Consider the following 20,556-nt stretch of genomic DNA (forward strand, 5'->3'; position numbering starts at 1 on the left):
CCGTCCTTACTGGGTCGGCTGCTGCTGGAGGTCACGCGGCGTGGTGCCGGTGGCGGTGATACCCGTGTTGCACAGCGCGGTCGGGCCCTCGACGGAGGCGTTCACCCGCAGGTCCTTGATGAACTCGTCGATCCGCTTGTCGTCGGCGTTGTCGACCTTGAGCTGGTAGCCCCACGCCTGGAGCGAGATCGGCTTGTCCAGGCCCTCGTACGGGCTCAGCATCGTCTTCTCGACGCCGCGCACCTTGCCGGCGAGCTTGTCGATCTGGTCCTGCGGCAGGCCCGGGCGGTAGGTGATCCAGACCGCGCCGTGCTCGAGGCTGTGCACCGCGTTCTCGCTGGCGATCGGGGCGTCGTAGACGTCACCCATGCAGTTCTGCCAGGCCGCGTTGTGCACCCCGCCCACGGGCGGCGAGTACTTGTAGGTCAGCGGGCCGGACTTGTGCGCCTCGTACTTCAAACTGTCCGGATCGGTCTTGCGGTAGTTGACGATGCCGTCGATGGCGTTCGCCCGCTTGTCCCACGGCTTGGAGCCCTGGAACGACGCCCACGCGCCGTAGCCGATGATGCCGGCGGCCAGCACGCCCACGGCCACGAAGAGCGCGATCGGGCCCCAGGCCCGGCCCTGGCTCACCTTGACCGGGGTGACCGGCTTGCGGGGGCCCTTGCCGCCTGCCCGTGGCGTGCCAGCCGGCTTGCCGGTGCTGGCCTTGGCGCCGGACGCCGGCCGGCCCGCGGCCGGCTTCTTGCCGGTGCTGACCACGGTCGGGCGGCGCTCAGGGCCGCCCGGGGTGCTGATGCTCATCGTGCCTCGTCAGGTCGGTCGGTCAGGGGAGTGGCGGGCCGGATGACGCGCAGGGTTGCCGCCGAGTGCCCGAGTCTACCCCCGATAACATGGTTGGGTGACTCCTGCAGAACTCGCCTCGGTCGTCCTCACCGCCGCCCACGCCGTCTTCACCGACCGTGGTCTGGATCACGCCGCGCTGCCGGAGCGCACGGTGGTGGAGCGACCGCGCAACCCCGAGCACGGCGACTACGCCTCCACGCTCGCTCTGCAGTTGAGCAAGAAGGTGGGCGTCCCGCCGCGCGAGCTGGCCACCGCCCTGGCCGACGAGCTGGGCCGGGCGCCGGGGATCAAGTCGGTGGAGATCGCCGGGCCGGGCTTTCTGAACATCCGGCTGGACGCCGCCGCAGCCGGCCAGCTCGCCCGCCTGATCGTCGAGGCCGGCGCGGAGTACGGCCGCAGCGACCGGCTCGCCGGCGAGAAGATCAACCTGGAGTTCGTCTCGGCCAACCCGACCGGCCCGGTGCACATCGGCGGGGTCCGCTGGGCGGCCGTCGGCGACGCCCTGAGCCGGCTGCTGCGGGCCACCGGCGCCGAGGTGGGCACGGAGTACTACTTCAACGACGCCGGCTCCCAGATCGACCGGTTCGCCCGCTCGCTGCTCGCCGCCGCCAAGGGTGAGCCCGCGCCGGAGGACGGCTACGGCGGCGCGTACATCGCCGAGATCGCCGCCGAGGTGCAGGCCCGCCGGCCCGAGGTGCTCGGCATGGACGACGCCGCCGCCCAGGAGGTGTTCCGGGTCGAGGGCGTCGCGCTGATGTTCGACGAGATCCGCTCGTCGCTGCGCGACTTCGGGGTGGAGTTCGACACCTACTTCAACGAGAAGGACCTGCACGACCGGGGCGAGCTGGACCTCGCGCTGGCCCGGCTGCGCGAGCAGGGCCGGGTCTACGAGTCCGAGGGCGCCACCTGGCTGCGCACCACCGACTTCGGTGACGACAAGGACCGGGTGCTGCGCAAGTCCAACGGCGAGTGGACGTACTTCGCCGCGGACTGCGCCTACTACCTCGACAAGCGCGAGCGCGGCTTCGAGCGGGTCGTGATCATGCTGGGCGCCGACCACCACGGCTACATCGGCCGGATGAAGGCGATGGCGGCGTGCTTCGGCGACGACCCGGAGCGCAACCTGGAGATCCTCATCGGCCAGCTGGTCAACCTGCTGCGCGACGGCGCCCCGATGCGGATGAGCAAGCGGGCCGGCACCGTGATCACCCTGGAGGACCTGGTCGACGCGATCGGCGTGGACGCGTCCCGGTACGCGCTGGCCCGTTACTCCAGCGACTCGCCGATCGACATCGACATCGAGCTGTGGACGCGGGCCACCCGCGACAACCCGGTCTACTACGTGCAGTACGTGGCCGCCCGGACGGCGAGCGTGGCCCGCAACGCGGCCGAGGTCGGGCTCACCCGGGGCGACGCCGACTCCTTCCGCGCCGAGCTGCTCGGCCACGAGAAGGAGAACGAGCTGCTCAAGGCGCTCGCCGAGTTCCCCGACGTGGTCGCCATGGCGGCCGAGTTGCGGGGGCCGCACCGGGTGGCGCGCTACCTGGAGGAGCTGGCCGGGGCGTACCACCGGTTCTACGACAACTGCCGGGTCCTGCCGCGCGGTGATGAGAAGGCCACCGACCTGCACCGGGCCCGGCTCTGGCTCAACGACGCCACCCGCACGGTGATCGCCAACGGGCTGCACCTGCTCGGCGTCTCCGCCCCGGAGAGGATGTAGTCCGATGCGCGCTCATGAGGCCGGTGCGCTGCACGCGGACATCAGCAACCAGGGGCCGGCCTGGCTGCGTACCCCGGCCGACGTCAACGCCCTCGTGCCGGCGCTGTGGCCGCGCAGCGTGACGCGTGGCGCGGACGGCGCGGTCGCCGTCGCGGGCCTGAGCGTCCGCGACATCGCGGCCGAGTTCGGCACCCCGGTGTACGTCCTCGACGAGGCCGACCTGCGCTCGCGCTGCCGCGACTTCCGGGCGGCCTTCCCGACCGAGGACGTCTTCTACGCCGGCAAGGCGTTCCTCTGCCGCGCGGTGGTCCGGATGATCGCCGAGGAGGGCCTGCACCTGGACGTCTGCACCGGCGGCGAGCTGGCCACCGCGCTCTCGGCGGGGATGCCGCCGGAGCGGATCGGCTTCCACGGCAACAACAAGTCGGTGGCCGAGCTGTCCCGGGCGCTGGACGCCGGGGTGGGGCGGATCATCGTCGACTCGTTCACCGAGATCGACCGGCTCACTGAGCTGGCCCGCGAGCGTGGGGTGCGGCCCCGGGTGCTGGTCCGGGTCACGGTCGGCGTCGAGGCGCACACCCACGAGTTCATCGCCACCGCCCACGAGGACCAGAAGTTCGGCTTCTCGCTGGCCGGCGGCGCCGCCGCCAACGCCGCCTTCAAGATCCTCGACGAGGACGTGCTGGAGCTGCGCGGTCTGCACTCGCACATCGGCTCGCAGATCTTCGACGCCAGCGGCTTCGAGGTCTCGGCCCGCCGAGTGCTCGCCCTGCAGGCGCAGATCCGCGACGCGCGCGGGGTGGAGCTGCCCGAGCTGGACCTGGGCGGTGGGTTCGGCATCGCGTATACGACCCAGGACGACCCGGCCACCCCACAGGACCTGGCCAAGCGGCTGCGCAAGATCGTCGACTCGGAGTGCGCGGCGGAGAACCTGGCCGTGCCGCACCTGTCGATCGAGCCCGGGCGGGCCATCGTCGGGCCCGCCGTGTTCACCCTCTACGAGGTCGGCACGGTCAAGGACCTCGACGGCATCCGCACGTACGTCAGCGTCGACGGCGGGATGAGCGACAACATCCGCACCGCGCTCTACGACGCGTCCTACTCGGCGACGCTGGCCTCCCGGGCGTCGAACGCTCAGCCGTTGCTCGCCCGCGTGGTGGGAAAGCACTGTGAGTCCGGGGACATCGTGGTGAAGGATGAATTCCTGCCCGCCGACGTGCAGCCCGGAGATCTTGTCGCAGTGCCCGGCACCGGCGCCTACTGCCGGAGCATGGCCAGCAACTACAACCACGTACCCCGACCGCCGGTCGTGGCGGTGCGGGACGGCCAGGCGCGTCTGATCGTCCGGCGGGAGACCGAAGACGATCTGCTGGCATTGGATGTGGGATGACGTCACCTGTGCGCTTGGCACTGCTCGGCTGCGGCACGGTCGGCCAGGAGGTGGTCCGGCTGCTGCACGAGCAGTCGGCCGACCTGGCCGCCCGCATCGGCGCTCCGCTGGAGATCGCCGGCATCGCCGTCCGTCGGCTCGGCCGCAACCGCGGTGACCTGCCGGTCGACGAGGCCCTGTTCACCACCGACGCGCTCGGCCTGATCAAACGGGACGACGTCGACGTGGTGATCGAGGTGGTCGGCGGCATCGAGCCGGCCCGGAGCTGGCTGGTCGAGGCGCTGCGTGCCGGCAAGAGCGTGGTCACCGCCAACAAGGCGCTGCTCGCCGAGGACGGGGTGGCCCTGCACGAGGCGGCGGCCGAGGGCGGTGGCGACCTCTACTACGAGGCGTCGGTCGCCGGCGCGATCCCGCTGCTGCGCCCGCTGCGCGAGTCGCTGCACGGTGATCGGATCAACCGGGTCACCGGCATCGTCAACGGCACCACCAACTTCATCCTCTCCGCGATGGACGCGACCGGCGCCGGGTTCGCGGAGGCCCTGGAGCAGGCCACCGCCCTGGGGTACGCGGAGGCCGACCCGACCGCCGACGTCGAGGGCTTCGACGCGGCGGCGAAGGCGGCCATCCTCGCCTCGCTGGCGTTCCACACCCGGGTCGGCGCCGCCGACGTGCACCGCGAGGGCATCACCGACGTGACCGCCGCGGACATGGCCAGCGCCCAGGCGATGGGCTGCACGATCAAGCTGCTCTGCATCGCGGCGCGAGGCGTCGACGCCGCCGGTCAGGAGACGGTAAGTGTCCGCGTCCACCCGGCGATGATTCCGCGCAGCCACCCGCTGGCCAGCGTCGGCGACGCGTTCAACGCGGTCTTCGTCGAGGCGGACGCGGCCGGGCAGCTGATGTTCTACGGCCGGGGCGCGGGTGGCGCGCCGACCGCCAGCGCCGTGCTCGGCGACGTGGTGGCGGTGTCCCGCAACCGGCTCGCCGGGGTGCGCGCGGCCAGCGAGAGCGCGTACGCGGCCCTGGCGGTGCGGCCGATGGGCGAGGCGCTGACCCGCTACCACGTGAGCCTGGACGTGGCCGACCGGCCGGGTGTGCTGGCCGCGGTGGCGGGCGTGTTCGCCCGGCACGACGTGTCGATCGCGACCGTACGACAGGGCTCGGCGGGTGGCGCGCCCGGCCGGGACGGCGACGCCGAGCTGGTCATCGTCACCCACGTCGCGCCGGACGCCGCGCTCGCCGCGACAGTGGCCGAGCTGCGGGGCCTGGACATCGTCCGGTCGGTGACGAGTGTGCTGCGGGTCGAGGGCGGCGCCTGAGTCGTTGACCCATCGGGGCGGCTCGCCCGTCCCGCCAGGTGGGTAACCCGGGGTGTGCCATCGATGGCTGCGGCAGGGTGGTCCAGGGTGGCCTGATGCTCGGGTCGGTGCAGAGGTAGAGGCGAGGAGAGCGACATGTGGCGGGGTCTGATCGAGGCGTACCGGGATCGGCTGCCGGTCACCGCGGCCACGCCGGTCGTCACGTTGCACGAGGGGAACACCCCGCTGCTGCCGGCGCCCGTGCTCTCGGCCCGGATCGGCTGCGACGTCTACCTGAAGGTGGAGGGCGCCAACCCGACCGGCTCCTTCAAGGACCGGGGGATGACCCTCGCGGTCTCCAAGGCGGTCGAGGCCGGCAACAAGGCGATCATCTGCGCGTCCACCGGCAACACCAGCGCCTCCGCCGCGGCGTACGCGGCCCGGGCCGGGCTGACCTGCGCGGTGCTGGTGCCGCAGGGCAAGATCGCGCTGGGCAAGCTGGCCCAGGCGCTTGTGCACGGGGCGAAGCTGCTCCAGGTCAGCGGCAACTTCGACGACTGCCTCGCGCTCGCCGCCAAGCTGGCCCAGGATCACCCGGTCGCGCTTGTCAACTCGGTCAACATCGACCGGCTGCACGGCCAGAAGACCGCCGCCTTCGAGATCGTCGAGGCGCTCGGCGACGCCCCCGACATCCACTGCCTGCCCGTCGGTAACGCCGGCAACATCTCCGCGTACTGGATGGGATATTCGGAGGAGCACGCCGCCGGCGCCACCACGCGGGCGCCGAAGATGTACGGCTTCCAGGCGTCCGGTGCGGCGCCGATCGTGACCGGCCAGGTGGTGCCGGAGCCGTCGACCATCGCCACCGCCATCCGGATCGGCAACCCGGCGAGCTGGACCAAGGCGCTCGACGCCCGGGACGCCTCCGGTGGCCTGATCGCGGCGGTGACCGACCGGGAGATCCTCTCCGCGTACCGGCTGCTCGCCCGCGAGGTCGGGGTCTTCGTCGAGCTGGGCAGCGCGGCCAGCGTGGCCGGCCTGCTCCAGCAGGCCGCGGCGGGGGCGGTTCCGGCCGGCTCGACGGTGGTCTGCACGGTGACCGGTCACGGGTTGAAGGACCCGGAGTGGGCGATCTCCACCGCGCCCGCCCCGGTGACCATCGGCAACGATCCGCTGGCCGCGGCCCGCGCCCTCGACCTGGCCTGAGAGCGGCACAGCCCACGGCGGTGGGCCGCCCCGGGGGCGGCGGGGGTCCAGGTGATCGAGTCCGGCACACTTTCACCTATCCCCGCCCGCATTCTCTTTCAGGAGTGAGCCAGGCCGATGTCGCTGCTCGCCAGATTCAGCCTCGCCAACCGAGGGCTGGTCGCCCTCATCGCGGTGGTGATTACGGCGTTCGGAGCGTTCGCCGTGCCGTCGCTGAAGCAGCAACTGCTGCCGTCGCTCGAGTTCCCGGCCGCGTTCATCGTGGCGCCCTACCCCGGTGCCGGTCCCGAGATCGTCGAGTCGCAGGTGACCGAGCCGATCGAGAACGCCCTGCAGGGCCTTCCCGGGCTGGACAAGGTCACCTCCACGTCCCGCGAGGGGTCGGCCACGATCCAGGTGCAGTACGAGTTCGGCACCGACCTGGACGACGTGGTCAACAAGATGCAGACCGCGCTGAGCCGGATCGACGCCCAGCTGCCGGAGAGCGTCGACCCGCAGGTCATCGCGGGGAGCACCGACGACCTGCCGGCGGTGGTGCTGGCCGCGGCCGGCGGCGCCGACGAGCGGGCGCTCGCCGAGAAGCTGCGCGCGACGGTGGTGCCGGAGCTGGAGGGCATCGAGGGAGTCCGCACGGTCGAGGTGACCGGGACCCGCGACGACGTCGTGGTGGTCACCCCGGATCCGGCGAAGCTGGCCGCCGCGAAGGTCCAGCCGACCGCGATCGGCGCCGCGTTGAAGACCAACGGCGTGTCGGTGCCGGCCGGTGCGGTGACCGACGGCGGCCTCGCGCTTCCGGTGCAGGTCGGGACGCCGGTCGCGACCCTGGACGACCTGCGCGGCATCATCATCGCGCCCGGCGCGGCCCCGGTCCGTCTCGGTGACGTGGCGACTGTCGAGCAGCAGCTCGCCCCGGCGACCGCGATCACCCGGACCAACGGCAAGGACAGCCTCGGCGTCGCCGTCACCGCGGCCCCGGACGGCAACGCGGTGGAGATCTCCCACGAGATCCGGGACCGGCTGGCCGACCTGAAGGACGCCTCCGGCGCGGAGCTGACGGTGGTCTTCGACCAGGCGCCGTTCGTGGAGAAGTCGATCGAGTCGTTGACCACCGAGGGCCTGCTGGGCCTCGTGATGGCGGTCATCGTCATCCTGGTCTTCCTGCTGTCGGTGCGCTCGACCGTGGTCACCGCGGTCTCCATCCCGCTCTCCGTGCTGGTGGCGCTGCTCGCCCTGTGGATCGGCGACTACTCGCTCAACCTGCTCACCCTCGGCGCGTTGACCATCGCGGTGGGCCGGGTGGTGGACGACTCGATCGTGGTGTTGGAGAACATCAAACGACACCTGGAGTACGGCGAGGAGAAGCGCCAGGCGATCATCACCGGCGTCCGCGAGGTGGCCGGCGCGGTGACCGCGTCCACCCTCACGACGGTGGCGGTGTTCGCGCCGATCGCACTGGTCGGCGGGTTCGTCGGGCAGCTCTTCGCGCCGTTCGCGATCACGGTGACGGTGGCGCTGCTCGCCTCGCTGCTCGTCTCGCTGACGGTGATCCCGGTGCTGGCGTACTGGTTCCTCAAGCCGCGCGGCGGCACCGTCGACGACGAGGCGGTGCGCCGCGAGGCCGAGGAGAAGGAGCTGCGCAACCCGTTGCAGCGGGCGTACCTGCCGGTGATCGGGTTCGCCACCCGCAAGCGGTCGACCCGCTGGATCACCGTCGGGCTCGGCCTGCTGGTGCTCTTCGGCACCTTCGGGTTGGCGCAGAAGCTGGAGACGAACTTCCTGGACGACTCCGGTCAGGACACGCTCAGCTTCCGGCAGGAGCTGCCGGCGGGCAGCGGCCTGGCCGCCACCGACGCGGCGGCGAAGCAGGTCGAGGCGGTCCTCGAGCGGGTCGGCGGGGTCGAGACCTACCAGGTGACCGCCGGAGGCAGCGACACCCCGTGGGCGGGCGGCGGGGGCAACAACGTCGCGAGCTGGTCGTTGGCGCTCGACGGAGACACCGACGCCAAGCAGGTACGTGAGGAGCTGCGCCGGGAGTTCGACAAGATCGGCACCAGCCTGGGTGAGGTCAGCTTCGGCGGTGGCCAGGACGCGTCGACCAGCCAGCTGGAGGTGGTCGTCCAGGCCAGTGACCCGGAGGTGCTGACCCGCGCCGCCGAGGCGGCCCGGACGGCCATGGCCGGTGTCCCGGACGTCGAGGACGTCGCCACGAGCCTCGCCGAGCGGGTGCCGAGGGTCGACGTGACCGTCGACCGGGTCGCCGCCGGCCGGGTCGGCCTCACCGAGGCCGCCGTGGGTCAGCTCGTGTCGCAGGCGTTCCGTGGCGCTCCGCTGGGGCAGGTGGCGCTCGACGGCCGCCAGCAGGACGTGGTGCTGCGGCTGAGCGCGACCGCCCCGGTGTCGCTGGAGCAGTTGCGGGCCCTTCCGGTCGGTCCGGTGAAGCTGGACGACATCGCGGACGTCACCCAGGCCGAGGGGCCGCAGCAGGTCACCCGGATCGACGGTGAGCGCAGCGTCTCGGTGACCGGCGCCGCGACCGGTTCGAACCTGGGTGCGACCACCAAGGAGTTGCAGAAGCGGCTCGACGGCATCGACGTGCCGGGGGCGAGCTTCACCGTCGGAGGGGTCAGCGCCGATCAGGCGGATGCCTTCGGCGACCTGGGCCTGGCGGTGCTGGCCGCCATCGCGATCGTATTCCTGATCATGGTGGCCACGTTCCGGAGCCTCACCCAGGCGTTGATCCTGCTGATCTCCATCCCGTTCGCGTCGACCGGCGCGATCGGTCTGCTGCTGGCCACCGGGACGCCCCTCGGGGTGCCGGCGCTGATCGGTGTGCTGATGCTCGTCGGCATCGTGGTGACCAACGCGATCGTGCTGCTCGATCTGATCAACCAGTACCGGGCGCAGGGCATGGGGATCCGGGAGGCGGTGGTCGAGGGTGGTCGGCGTCGGCTGCGCCCGATCCTGATGACCGCGGTCGCGACGATCTTCGCGTTGCTGCCGATGGCCCTCGGGTTGACCGGCGAGGGCGGCTTCATCTCGCAGCCCCTGGCGGTCGTGGTGATCGGTGGCCTGCTCAGCTCGACGCTGTTGACGCTGATCCTGGTGCCGACGCTCTACACGATGGTGGAGCGCACCAAGGAGTCGCTGCGGGAGCGTCGTCGTCGGCGGCGATCCGGTGACCCGGCGGTGACCGGGCCGACCGGGTCGGAGGGCGTCGAGCCGGACGGCCCGAACCAGGTGGCCGTGCCGACGGGCGCACCGGCGACGACGTCGGCCGACGGAACGCAGCCGGCGGCGGCACGCCCCGCCCCGTCGGGCGCGCTGGTGGACGGCACGGACCAGTTCGAGGTGCTGCGGCTGCCCCGCAGCCGCACCTCGCCGCTGCCACCGTCCGAGCCCACCGAGCCGACCGAGTAGTCGGACGACACCCGGAACGCCCCCGGCAGGCTCGCCTGCCGGGGGCGTTCGGCTGTGCTGGCCGCGGACACTCCGATCGGCCGACGGACGCTGCACTTTGCGTCACATCTTGCATACTCCAGGTAGGCATGGCGAGGTGTCGGCGAGCGGGGCGGGTGGATGACCGAGAGCGCGCACGGGTGGTCCCGGCGCGATCTGCTGCGCCGGGGGGCTCTGGTGGTGACCGGGGCGGCCGCCGGGGCGGGCGCCACCGACGCCTGGCTCACCCATCGACGGCTGCCGCTCGCCGGCGGCCCGGCCAGCGCCACGGTCGGCAACGGGCCGCAGGACGTCGGCTCCGGCTCGGTGCCGGTCATCTGGTCGGGGCCGACCACGCAGCGGCTGGTCGCGCTCACCTTCGACGACGGGCCGGCGCCACAGTGGACGCCGATGGTGCTGGACACCCTCGCCCAGCACCGGGTGCCCGCGACGTTCTTCCTGGTCGGCGCTCAGGCCAAAAAGCACGCCGACCTCGTGCGCGACAGGCTCGGCGAGCACGAGGTGGGCAACCACAGCTGGGCGCACCGGGACCTCGCCCGGCTGGACGCCGCCGCCGCGTACGACGACCTGCACCGCAGCCACGACGCGATCGCCGAGGTGACCGGCCGGCCGCCGCGGCTGTTCCGCCCGCCGTACGGCCACCTGGGTGGTGCGGTGCTGCACGCGGCATCCCGGTTGAACTACCGGTTGGTGCTCTGGTCGTTGCAGATGGTGGAGCGGGAGTTCCCCGACGACCCGGCCGGCCACGCCCGGCGGATCGTGGCCACCGTCCGGCCGGGGACGATCGTGCTCGGGCACGACGTCGGTGACCGGAGACGTCTGGTCGCGCTGCACGGCCTTCCCGACATGATCGCCGGGCTGCGGGCGCGTGGCTACACCTTCGTCACCGTCTCGGCGCTGCTGGGACCCGGTGTAGCCCCCACACCGAGCGGGTAGGGTCCCGCTCCGTGGCGTCCACCCTCGCGGTCCTTACCGGCAATCGGAGCTTTCGCAATCTCTTCCTCGCCGAGCTGGTGGTCTTCGGCGCTGACTGGTTCGTCATGGTGCCGCTGCTGGTGCTGCTGCCCCAGCTGACCGGCAGCGGGGTCTGGGGTGCCCTGGTGCTGGCGGTGGACACCGGCATCGTGGCGCTGCTGCTGCCGTACACCGGCACGATCGCCGACCGCTTCGACCGGCGGAAGATCATGATCGCCGCGAACGTGGCCGCGCTGGCCGGCGTGCTACTGCTGCTCGGCGTGCGCGACCGCGGTACGGCGTGGCTGGCGCTGGTGGCGATCGGTGCCGTCGCCGTCGCCAAGGCGTTCTACTCGCCGGCCGCCCAGGCCGCGCTCCCCAACGTGCTGGAGCCGCACGAGCTGGCCGCCGGTAACGCCGTGGCCGGCTCGGCCTGGGGCACCATGACGGTGGTGGGCGCCTCGCTGGGTGGTGTGCTCAGCTCGGCTGCCGGCCCGTACGCCTGCTTCTGGGTGGCGGCGGTCGGCCTGGCGCTGGCCGCGAGCCTCGCCACCCGGATCCGCCGGCCGTTGCAGGCGGCCCGCGACCCGGAGCTGCCGGCGCAGCGGACCTGGTCGGCGGTCCGCGAGGCGCTCGGCTACATCGGGCACCGGCCGCGGGTGCTGGCGCTGGTCACGGTCAAGTCGGCGGTTGGCCTGGGCAACGGCGTGCTGACCGTGTTTCCGCTGCTCGCCGGCGTCTACGGGGTCGGTTCGCTGGGCGCCGGCCTGCTCTTCGCGGTCCGTGGAGCCGGCGCGCTGGTCGGGCCGATCCTGATGCGGCGGGTGTTGACCAACCGGTCCTGGTTGCTGCCCGGGCTCGCGCTGTCCATGTCGCTCTACGGCCTGGCCTACCTGGGTACGTCGGTGGTGCGCTGGTTCCCGCTGGTGCTGCTGCTGGTCTTCGTGGCGCACTTCGCGGGCGGCAGCAACTGGGTGATGTCGAACTTCGCCCTGCAGGGTGAGGTGCCGGACCGGCTGCGCGGGCGTGTCTTCGCCACCGACATGATGCTCGCGACGCTGGCCATCTCGGTGAGCCAACTGGCGGTGGCCCTGGTGGTGGACGTGGTGGACGAACGGGTGGTGCTGGCCGGCTGCGGACTGGTCACCCTCGTGTACGCGGTCGGCTGGCGGATCGCCACCCGCCGGCTGTCGCTGACGAACCCGGTCGCCGAGCCGGTCGGCGACCCGGCCGGCTGAGACCCGGCGGTCCCATGGTGCGGGCGACAGACCGGATCGTCGGTGACACGCCCCCAGGGCGCGTGTCAAAGCCCCTGGCCGGCCTGCGGCGGGCCCAGCCGACGGCCGGCCGCGTTGGAGATCGGCCCGGATACAACACCGGTATCCGAGCCAATCTCCGCCTTGCCGGACCGCCGCCTGGACTCCGCCTCGGCTCGACCGAGGACTTTGACACACGCCCTAGCATGAGCGCGTGCCGACGAACTTCACCGCCGGGCCGGTCCGGGTCCGGGTCCCCGCGACCAGTGCCAACCTCGGTCCGGGCTTCGACGCGCTGGGGCTCGCCCTCGGGCTCTACGACGACCTGGCCGCCGAGGTCTCGTCCGCCGGCGTCCGGGTGACGGTCGCCGGCCAGGGCGCCGGTGAGCTGCCGGACGACGACCGGCACCTGGTGGTGCGGGCCATGCGTGCCACCTTCGACGTTCTTGGCGCGCAGCCCGCGGGCCTGAGCGTCGAGTGCGTCAATCGGATTCCGCAGGCGCGCGGCCTGGGCTCGTCTTCGGCCGCCATCGTCGCCGGGGTGCTGCTGGCCCGTGCCCTGGTCGCCGACGGCGAGCACCGGCTGGACGAACCCGGCGTGCTCCGGCTGGCCGCCGACATCGAGGGCCACCCGGACAACGTCGCTCCGTGTCTGCTCGGCGGTTTCACGGTGGCCTGGTCCGAGCCGGGCGGCGCTCGCGCGGTGTCCCTGCCGGTCGCGGCCGGCGTACGACCCACGGTCTTCGTGCCGGCCGAGCGCGGCCTGACCGCGACCGCGCGGGCGGCGCTGCCGGCCACCGTGCCCCACGCCGACGCCGCGTTGACCGCGGGGCGGGCGGCGCTGCTGGTGCACGCGCTCACCACCGACCCGGCGCTGTTGCTGCCGGCCACCGTCGACCGCCTCCACCAGGATTACCGGGCACCCGGGATGCCGGGCACGTCGGCCCTGGTCAGCGAGTTGCGAGCGGCAGGTGTGGCGGCTGTGGTCAGTGGGGCCGGGCCGAGCGTGCTGGCGCTCAGCCCGCCTCCGCCGAGCCTCGAGGTGGGAACAGACTGGCAGATCTGGCAGTTACCGATAGACGTCAGCGGCGCCCGGGTCGCCCGGGGTAGACTGGGACACGCCGAGCGGGACCCTGTTGCCGCAGGTCGGAAGAGTTGATTACGCTCTAGACCTAGCACAGCCGCGAAGCACGCGATCTCCTGCGGGGCGGCGCACCCCCGAAGCTCTCGGCGGTCAGCCCGTCACCCCTGCCAAGGCCCACGCCGCACCGCAGTTTCCACAGGTCGCCGCAGACGGCGAGACCTGCTCACCGACGTTTGGTGGGTCGGGAAACCACCGGCTGCTGTGTCACAGACTCCCGCGACGCGTCCTTGCGAGGCGGGTGCACCGAGGCCGCCCGGCCACCTGAGCTCCGACTCCGGGCAGTCCCGGCCTTATCGAGGGAAGGAATCCATTGAGCGACACCACCGACGTGACGTCGGATGTTTCCAACGTCGCTGGCGATGCCACCGCTGCCGCTCCCGCCCGTCGTCGGCGCAGCGGCACCGGTCTGTCGGCGATGCTGCTGCCAGAGCTGCAGAGCCTGGCTGCGTCGCTCGGCATCTCCGGCACGGCTCGCATGCGCAAGGGTGAGCTGATCGCCGCGATCTCCGAGCGGCAGGGCGGCAACGCCGCCGGGACCCCTCGACCGCGAGCCGAGGTCGCGGCTGCGGCCGCTCCGGCCCGTGAGGAGGTGCGGGAGACCGTGGATCGCCCGGGGGCCGAGAGCCGCAGCACCGACCAGACGCCGGCCGAGCCGGCTACCGCGACCGAGGGCCGTGGCCGTACCCGGCGCAGCCGGACCGCCCCGGCCGAGTCCCGTACCGCCGAGGCCGGCACCTCCGAGCCGCGCGCCGCGGAGGCGCGTTCCTCCGAGGTCCGTTCCTCTGAGGCCCGCACCGACGAGGTGGAGGCCGGCGAGCGGTCCGACCGTGGCGAGAACCGCCGCGACCGTGCCGAGCGCTCCGACCGCTCCGACCGCGGTGAGCGGGCCGAGCGCAACGATCGGGGCGAGCGTGCCGACCGTGGTGAGCGGGCCGAGCGCAACGACCGGGGCGACCGCAACGATCGCGGCGAGCGCAACGATCGCGGCGAGCGCAACGATCGCGGCGAGCGGGCCGAGCGCAACGATCGCGGCGAGCGTGCCGACCGTGGCGAGCGGGCCGAGCGCAACGACCGGGGCGACCGCGCCGAGCGGGGCGACCGTAACGACCGCAACGACCGGGGCGAGCGCGCCGAGCGCAACGACCGTTCGGAGCGCGCCGACCGCAACGACCGCGGTCAGCGTGTCGAGCGGGACAACGACGACGACGACGGTGAGGGCGGCGGTCGGCGTGGCCGGCGCAGCCGCTTCCGGGACCGTCGGCGCGGCCGTGGCGAGCGGGCGGAGACCGGTGGTGACACCGGTGGCCGTGAGCCGCAGGTCGGCGAGGACGACGTGCTCGTCCCCGTGGCCGGCATCATCGACGTGCTCGACAACTACGCCTTCGTGCGGACGACCGGTTACCTGGCCGGCCCGAACGACGTGTACGTCTCGATGTCCCAGATCAAGAAGTACGGTCTGCGCCGCGGTGACGCGATCACCGGCGCGGTGCGTGCGGCCCGCGAGGGCGGCAACACCGGTGACCAGCGGCGGGACAAGTACAACCCGCTGATGCGGCTGGACACGATCAACGGCATGGAGCCGGACGAGGCGCGGCGGCGGCCGGAGTTCTACAAGCTCACGCCGCTCTACCCGCAGGAGCGCCTGCGGCTGGAGACCGAGCCGCACATCCTGACCACCCGGGTCATCGACCTGGTCATGCCGATCGGCAAGGGCCAGCGGGCGCTCATCCAGTCGCCGCCGAAGGCGGGTAAGACGATGGTGCTCCAGGCGATCGCGAACGCGATCACCCGGAACAACCCGGAGTGCCACCTCATGGTGGTGCTGGTCGACGAGCGGCCCGAAGAGGTCACCGACATGCAGCGGTCGATCAAGGGCGAGGTCATCGCGGCCACGTTCGACCGTCCGCCGCAGGACCACACGACGGTGGCGGAGCTGGCCATCGAGCGGGCCAAGCGCCTGGTCGAGCTGGGTCACGACGTCGTCGTGCTGCTCGACTCGGTGACCCGGCTCGGTCGGTCGTACAACCTGGCGGCGCCGGCCAGCGGCCGGATCATGTCGGGTGGTATCGACTCCACCGCGCTCTACCCGCCGAAGCGCTTCCTCGGCGCGGCCCGCAACATCGAGAACGGCGGGTCGCTGACCATCATCGCCACGGCGCTGGTGGAGACCGGGTCCATGGCGGACACGGTCATCTTCGAGGAGTTCAAGGGCACCGGCAACGCCGAGTTGAAGCTGGACCGGAAGATCGCCGACAAGCGCACCTTCCCGGCCATCGACATCAACCCGTCCGGCACCCGGAAGGAAGAGGTCCTGCTCGCGCCCGAGGAGCTGGCCATCATCCACAAGCTCCGCAAGGTGCTGCACTCGCTGGACTCGCAGGCGGCGATGGATCTCCTGCTGGACCGGCTCAAGCAGTCCCGCACCAACATCGAGTTCCTGATGCAGATCGCGAAGTCGACGCCGGGGGAGTAACCATTCCCGGTTGACCGACGACGAAGGGGCACGGCCATCGCGGCCGTGCCCCTTCGTCGTGTCCGCCCGTCTCGGCCGTGCCCCTTCGTCGTGTCCGCCCATCGTCCTTTGCTCTGCTTCAACCGGCGCAACACTTCGGGGCGCTTTGTGTTGCGTCCGTTGAAGCAGAGCAAAGGGGACCGAGAGGGGGCGGCCGGCCCTGCTCGCACGCCATCAGAGGGGTTCGGCGGGGAGCCAGGAGCCGGGGTTGGCGGAATTTTCCTTCGGTTCAGTCGACAGGTCTTGAAACTTCTATTCATTGCCGGGTTGACTGTCGTCCATGCGTACCCGCAGACGATCCGCCCGTCGCACCGGTGTCCTGCTGCTGACGCCGCTGCTCGCCCTGGCCGTGTCGCCGCCGGCCACCGCCGCGCCGCCGGCACCGTCGGTGGCCGACCGGCCCGTGGCGTCGCCGCCCGCGCTCCCGGCCACCGCCGCCGAGGACGCACCGGCCGCGTCGTCCCACCCGGCCGACTCGGTCAGCCTCGCCGCCGACCCGACCGCCGCGACCGCCCCTACCGCCGCCGCTGGCGGGCTGGAGCCGGCCGGCGGCCTGGAGACCACGAAGGCCACCCGTCCGGTCGCGCCGGGCGTGCAGCTCACCTCCTTCGACAGGTACGACGCCGATGGCTGGCTGCGCGCCGACGCGCTCACCACCGACCTGGCCGGCGGGTCCACGGTCGACTACGTCAACTCCGGCGCGGTCAGCCGGGCCGAGCCGCTGCGCAAGGCGGTGGACGACTCGCGGGCGGTCGCCGCGGTCAACGGCGACTTCTTCGACATCAACAACTCCGGGGCCGCGCAGGGCGTCGGCATCCGCGACGGCGAGCTGATCCAGTCGGCGGTCGGCGGTCACCGCAACGCCGTGGCGGTCACCGCCACCGGGATCGGTCGCGTGGTCGAGGTGAACTTCGACGGCAGCGCCACCCTGCCCACCGGGCCGGTGGCGCTGACCCAGTTCAACAACATGGTGCAGGCCGACGGCATCGGCGCGTTCACCGAGCTGTGGGGGACGTACTCCCGGCAGCGAGCCGTGGAGGGCGCGGCCCGGGTGGTCGAGGTGACGGTGACCGGCGGCCGGGTGGCCGCGGTGGCCGGCGTGGCCGGCAGCGGCCCGGTCGTCGCCGGCAGCACGGTGCTGCTCGGCCGCGACGCCGGGGCGGACGCGTTGGCCGGGCTGCACGTGGGTGACCCGGTCTCGGTGACCTGGCGACCGAAGTCGTCCGACGGGAGCGCCCTGCAGGCGGCGGTCGGAGGCGGCAACGTCCTGGTCCGCGACGGCGTCGTGCAGAGCATCGCCGATGCGACTCTCGCCCCGCGTACGGCGGTCGGGTTCAGCGCCGACGGCCAGAAGATGATCATGCTGACGGTGGACGGTCGGCAGGTCGACAGCCGCGGCGTGACGCAGACCGAGATGGGCCGGATGATGGCCGAGTTGGGCGCCCGGGACGCGCTCAACCTCGACGGTGGCGGATCGTCCACGCTGCTGGCCCGGGAGCCGGGCGCGTCGGCCGTGCAGGTGGAGAACGGCCCCTCCGACGGCAGCGAACGGGCGGTGCCCAACGGCCTGGCCATCTACGCGCCGAAGGGCAGCGGCCGGCTCACCGGCTACTGGGTCGAGACGGCCAGCGATCCCACCGCAGCCCCGGGCGTCTCGCCGGTGCGCGGTGGCCGGCCCGACCGGGTCTTCCCCGGGCTGACCCGCACCCTCACCGCGGCCGGCTACGACGAGACGTACGGCCCGGCCGCGGGTGCGCCCACCTGGCGGGCCACCCCGGCGGCCCGGGGCCGCATCGACCGTGACGGGGTCTTCCACGCCGGCACGCCGGGGGCCAGCACGGTCACCGCCGCGCGGGGTCGGGCGACCGGCTCGCTGAGCCTCACCGTCCTGGGCCCGCTGACCCGGCTCGGCGCCACGGTGCCACGGATCGGGCTGACCGGCCGGGACGGCAACGCCCTGGTCGGGGTGGTCGGCTACGACGCCGAGGGCAACAGCGCGCCGATCGAGCCGGCGGACCTCACCCTCGACTACGACCACGACCTGCTGCGGATCGCCCCGAGCCGGGACGGCAACCTCACCGTCACCGCGCTGCGCGACACCGGCTCCACCCTGGTGACCGTCCGCGTCGGACAAACGAGCACCGTCCTGCCGGTCACGGTCGGGCTGACCGACGTGCCGGTCGCCGGCTTCGACGACGCGGCGTCCTGGCGGTTCAGCCAGGCCCGCGCCAGCGGCTCGGTCGCGCCGGCGCCGGGTCACACCGGCACCGGCCTGAAGATGTCGTACGACTTCAGCCAGTCCACCGGCACCCGGGCCGCGTACGCCGACCCGCCGGCCTGGATCGAGGTGCCCGGCCAGCCGCAGGCCTTCGGCATGTGGATCCACGGCAACGGCACCGGGGAGTGGCCGAGCCTGCACCTGCACGACGCGCAGGACACCCAGCACGTGCTGCGCGGCCCGCTGATCACCTGGACCGGCTGGCGGTACGTGGAGTTCGCGGTGCCGGCCGGGGTGCAGTACCCGGTACGGGTGCGCCGCTTCTACGTGGCCGAGACCAACGCCGCCGCGCAGTACACCAGCGAAGTGATCATCGATGACCTGGTGGCGAAGGTGCCGCCGACGATCGACGTGCCGGCAGCGGCCCCGCGCACCGACCGGGTGGTGGTCCGCGACGGCACGGTGGACGGCGCGCCCTGGCGGTTCGCGGTGCTCTCCGACGCCCAGTTCGTCGCCGCCGACCCGGACAGCGACCTGGTCGCCCAGGCCCGGCGGACGCTGCGCGAGGTGAAGGCGGCCCGACCGGACTTCCTACTGATCAACGGTGACTTCGTGGACACGGCCTATCCGGCCGACTTCGCGTTGGCCCGGCGGATCCTCGACGAGGAGCTGGGCGACGCCCTGCCCTGGTACTACGTCCCCGGCAACCACGAGATCATGGGTGCCCCGATCAGCAACTTCGAGGCCGCGTTCGGTGCCACCTCGCGGGTGTTCGACCACGCCGGCACCCGGTTCGTCACGCTGAACTCGTCCACCGGGACGCTGCGTGGTGGCGGCTTCGACCAGGTGCGGATGCTGCGCGAGACGCTGGACGCGGCGGCCACCGACCCGCGCGTCGGCTCGGTAGTCGTCCTGCACCACCACCCGGCGCGCGACCCGAGCCCGGCGCAGGCCAGCCAGCTCGGCGACCGCAAGGAGGCGGCGCTGCTGGAACAGTGGCTGGCCGACTTCCAGCACCGCACCGGCAAGGGCGCCCTGTTCGTGGGCGGGCACGTCGGCACCTTCCACGCCGACCGGGTCGACGGGGTGCCCTACGTGATCAACGGCAACTCGGGCAAGACGCCGTCGACCCCCGCCGACCAGGGCGGCTTCACCGGCTGGACGGAGTTCGGTGTCGACCCGGTCACCCCGGCCGAGGCCGACCGGGCCCGTCGCGACCCGCTCGCCGAGGGGCCCCACTGGGTGGACGCGGAGTTCCACGCGCACACCGACCGGCTCACGCTCGTCGCACCGGCCCGCGTCGCGGTCGGCGCCCCGGCGGCGGTCACCGCCACGCTCACCCAGCCCGGCGGCCGTACGGTCCCGGTGGCCGCTCCCGTCAGCGCCGACTGGACCGCCTCGCCGAACCTGCACATCGGCTCGGCGGCAGGCGTGCGCCCGTGGCACACCGCCCGCTTCGACCCGGCCACCGGCACGTTGACCGCACTGCGCCCCGGCGCACCCGTACGCCTCGGCGTCACCGTCAACGGCGTCCGCGCCGACGCCACCATCTCGCTCACCCGGTGAGCGCCCAGCAGGGCCCTTCCCCGCCGAAGGGCCCTGCTCGCGTTCAGAAGTCGCCGTCGGCCACCTGGAAGACGGTGAGGCCGAGGGCTCGCCACATCTGGACCACCTGGACACGGTCGTCGAACACGCCGGCCACCCGGTAACGGTCCCGGATCTCCCGGTCGTAGATCTCCCGCTTCACGATCGAGTCCTTCCGCGAGTCGCCGACGGCACGCAGGTGCAGGCCGAGGTAGGGGACCCGGACGTGCCGGGCCAGCCACGCCTCGGTGGCCGCGCGGGCGGAGGCGTCCCTCCCAGAGCAGAAGACCACCCCGTACCCGGCCGCGTGCATCGCCCGGACCGCCGCGATCACCGCTGTGTTCGGCTCGTCCTCGCCCACCCGGGTCATGTCGTACGGGCTGCGGGACACGGCCAGCGCGACGGTGCCGTCGATGTCCACCAGGACGATCTCGGGTGGCTCGGTCGACGGCGGGTGCACGACGGCGGGGCGCCCGGTGCGGGCCTGCGGCACCGGCAACGGCAGGGTGCGCCCTTCCAGGTACCGCTCGTGCAGCCGACGGATGGCCTCGGCCCCGACCTGTTCGGCAGCCGGGCGAGCGGCGTCGCGGCGCAGGCATTCGGTCAGCGGCACGTCGGTGAAGTCGTGCACCTCGAAATCCGCGCCGTGGCGGGCGGCCAGCTCGGCCCAGTCGCGCAGCGTCCGCGAGCGCAGGTTGGTGTCGTCCACGCAGACGTCCGCCCGGGCCCGCAGCAGCGCCTCGACCTGGGCCCGCTGGACGACGGTCACCTGGGCCTCGGCCCACTGGGTGAAGAGCCGCTCGCCGTGCAGCATCCGGCGCAGGTCGTCGCGGTTGACCCGGACGACGGACGGCTGAAGCGTGCGGGCGAACGTCGTCTTGCCCGAGGCGGGCAGTCCCCGGGTGGCGATCAGGCGGGTCATCGGCGGCGCACCTTCGGCTCGGCGTGCGTACCCCCGGCGGGGTACCCGGC

At 72.7% G+C, this 20,556-nt stretch carries 12 protein-coding genes; 10 read left to right on the plus strand and 2 right to left on the minus strand.

The window, feature by feature from the left end:
* Positions 1-6: 6 nt before the first annotated feature.
* Positions 7-804, minus strand: a complete 798-nt coding sequence (locus ACGGAQ_RS27585; RefSeq protein ID WP_393054064.1) for a DUF3105 domain-containing protein — start codon at positions 802-804, stop codon at positions 7-9.
* A gap of 97 nt (positions 805-901) precedes the next feature.
* Between ACGGAQ_RS27585 and argS the strand changes: the two genes are divergently transcribed.
* The 10 genes from argS to ACGGAQ_RS27635 all read left to right on the plus strand — a co-directional run bounded on the left by argS (position 902) and on the right by ACGGAQ_RS27635 (position 19,566).
* The gene (gene argS / locus ACGGAQ_RS27590) at positions 902-2,566 is read left to right on the plus strand and encodes an arginine--tRNA ligase (protein ID WP_393054067.1); all 1,665 of its coding nucleotides are present in this window, start codon (positions 902-904) and stop codon (positions 2,564-2,566) included.
* A gap of 4 nt (positions 2,567-2,570) precedes the next feature.
* A complete protein-coding gene (gene lysA / locus ACGGAQ_RS27595; protein WP_393054069.1) occupies positions 2,571-3,956 on the plus strand; it encodes a diaminopimelate decarboxylase in 1,386 nt (461 codons plus the stop codon).
* An 8-nt stretch (positions 3,957-3,964) separates the two neighbouring features.
* Entirely contained in the window at positions 3,965-5,275 is a 1,311-nt protein-coding gene (locus tag ACGGAQ_RS27600) for a homoserine dehydrogenase (RefSeq protein ID WP_393054199.1), read from the plus strand.
* A gap of 135 nt (positions 5,276-5,410) precedes the next feature.
* Positions 5,411-6,460 (plus strand): threonine synthase, encoded by a 1,050-nt coding sequence (gene thrC, locus ACGGAQ_RS27605; RefSeq protein WP_393054072.1) that lies wholly within the window; start codon positions 5,411-5,413, stop codon positions 6,458-6,460.
* Between the two features lie 117 nt (positions 6,461-6,577).
* Positions 6,578-9,877 carry an efflux RND transporter permease subunit gene (locus tag ACGGAQ_RS27610; protein WP_393054075.1) on the plus strand — a complete coding sequence of 1,100 codons (3,300 nt, stop codon included), beginning with the start codon at positions 6,578-6,580 and terminating at the stop codon, positions 9,875-9,877.
* Between the two features lie 159 nt (positions 9,878-10,036).
* A complete protein-coding gene (locus ACGGAQ_RS27615) occupies positions 10,037-10,852 on the plus strand; it encodes a polysaccharide deacetylase family protein (protein ID WP_393054078.1) in 816 nt (271 codons plus the stop codon).
* 11 nt (positions 10,853-10,863) lie between these two features.
* On the plus strand, positions 10,864-12,108 hold the full coding sequence (locus ACGGAQ_RS27620) for an MFS transporter (protein ID WP_393054081.1): 1,245 nt from the start codon (positions 10,864-10,866) through the stop codon (positions 12,106-12,108).
* A gap of 232 nt (positions 12,109-12,340) precedes the next feature.
* Positions 12,341-13,285 (plus strand): homoserine kinase, encoded by a 945-nt coding sequence (gene thrB, locus ACGGAQ_RS27625; protein WP_393054084.1) that lies wholly within the window; start codon positions 12,341-12,343, stop codon positions 13,283-13,285.
* A 295-nt stretch (positions 13,286-13,580) separates the two neighbouring features.
* Positions 13,581-15,743, plus strand: coding sequence for a transcription termination factor Rho (gene rho / locus ACGGAQ_RS27630; protein WP_393054086.1), 2,163 nt, complete (start codon positions 13,581-13,583; stop codon positions 15,741-15,743).
* A 319-nt stretch (positions 15,744-16,062) separates the two neighbouring features.
* Positions 16,063-19,566: a phosphodiester glycosidase family protein gene (locus ACGGAQ_RS27635; protein WP_393054089.1), complete on the plus strand. Its 3,504-nt coding sequence runs from the start codon at positions 16,063-16,065 to the stop codon at positions 19,564-19,566.
* 43 nt (positions 19,567-19,609) lie between these two features.
* Here ACGGAQ_RS27635 and ACGGAQ_RS27640 read toward each other — a convergent pair whose 3' ends face one another.
* Positions 19,610-20,506 (minus strand): AAA family ATPase, encoded by an 897-nt coding sequence (locus ACGGAQ_RS27640; RefSeq protein WP_393054092.1) that lies wholly within the window; start codon positions 20,504-20,506, stop codon positions 19,610-19,612.
* Positions 20,507-20,556: the final 50 nt, after the last annotated feature.

Source organism: Micromonospora sp. NPDC047557, assembly GCF_043205095.1.
In the GTDB taxonomy this organism is placed as follows: Bacteria; Actinomycetota; Actinomycetes; order Mycobacteriales; family Micromonosporaceae; genus Micromonospora.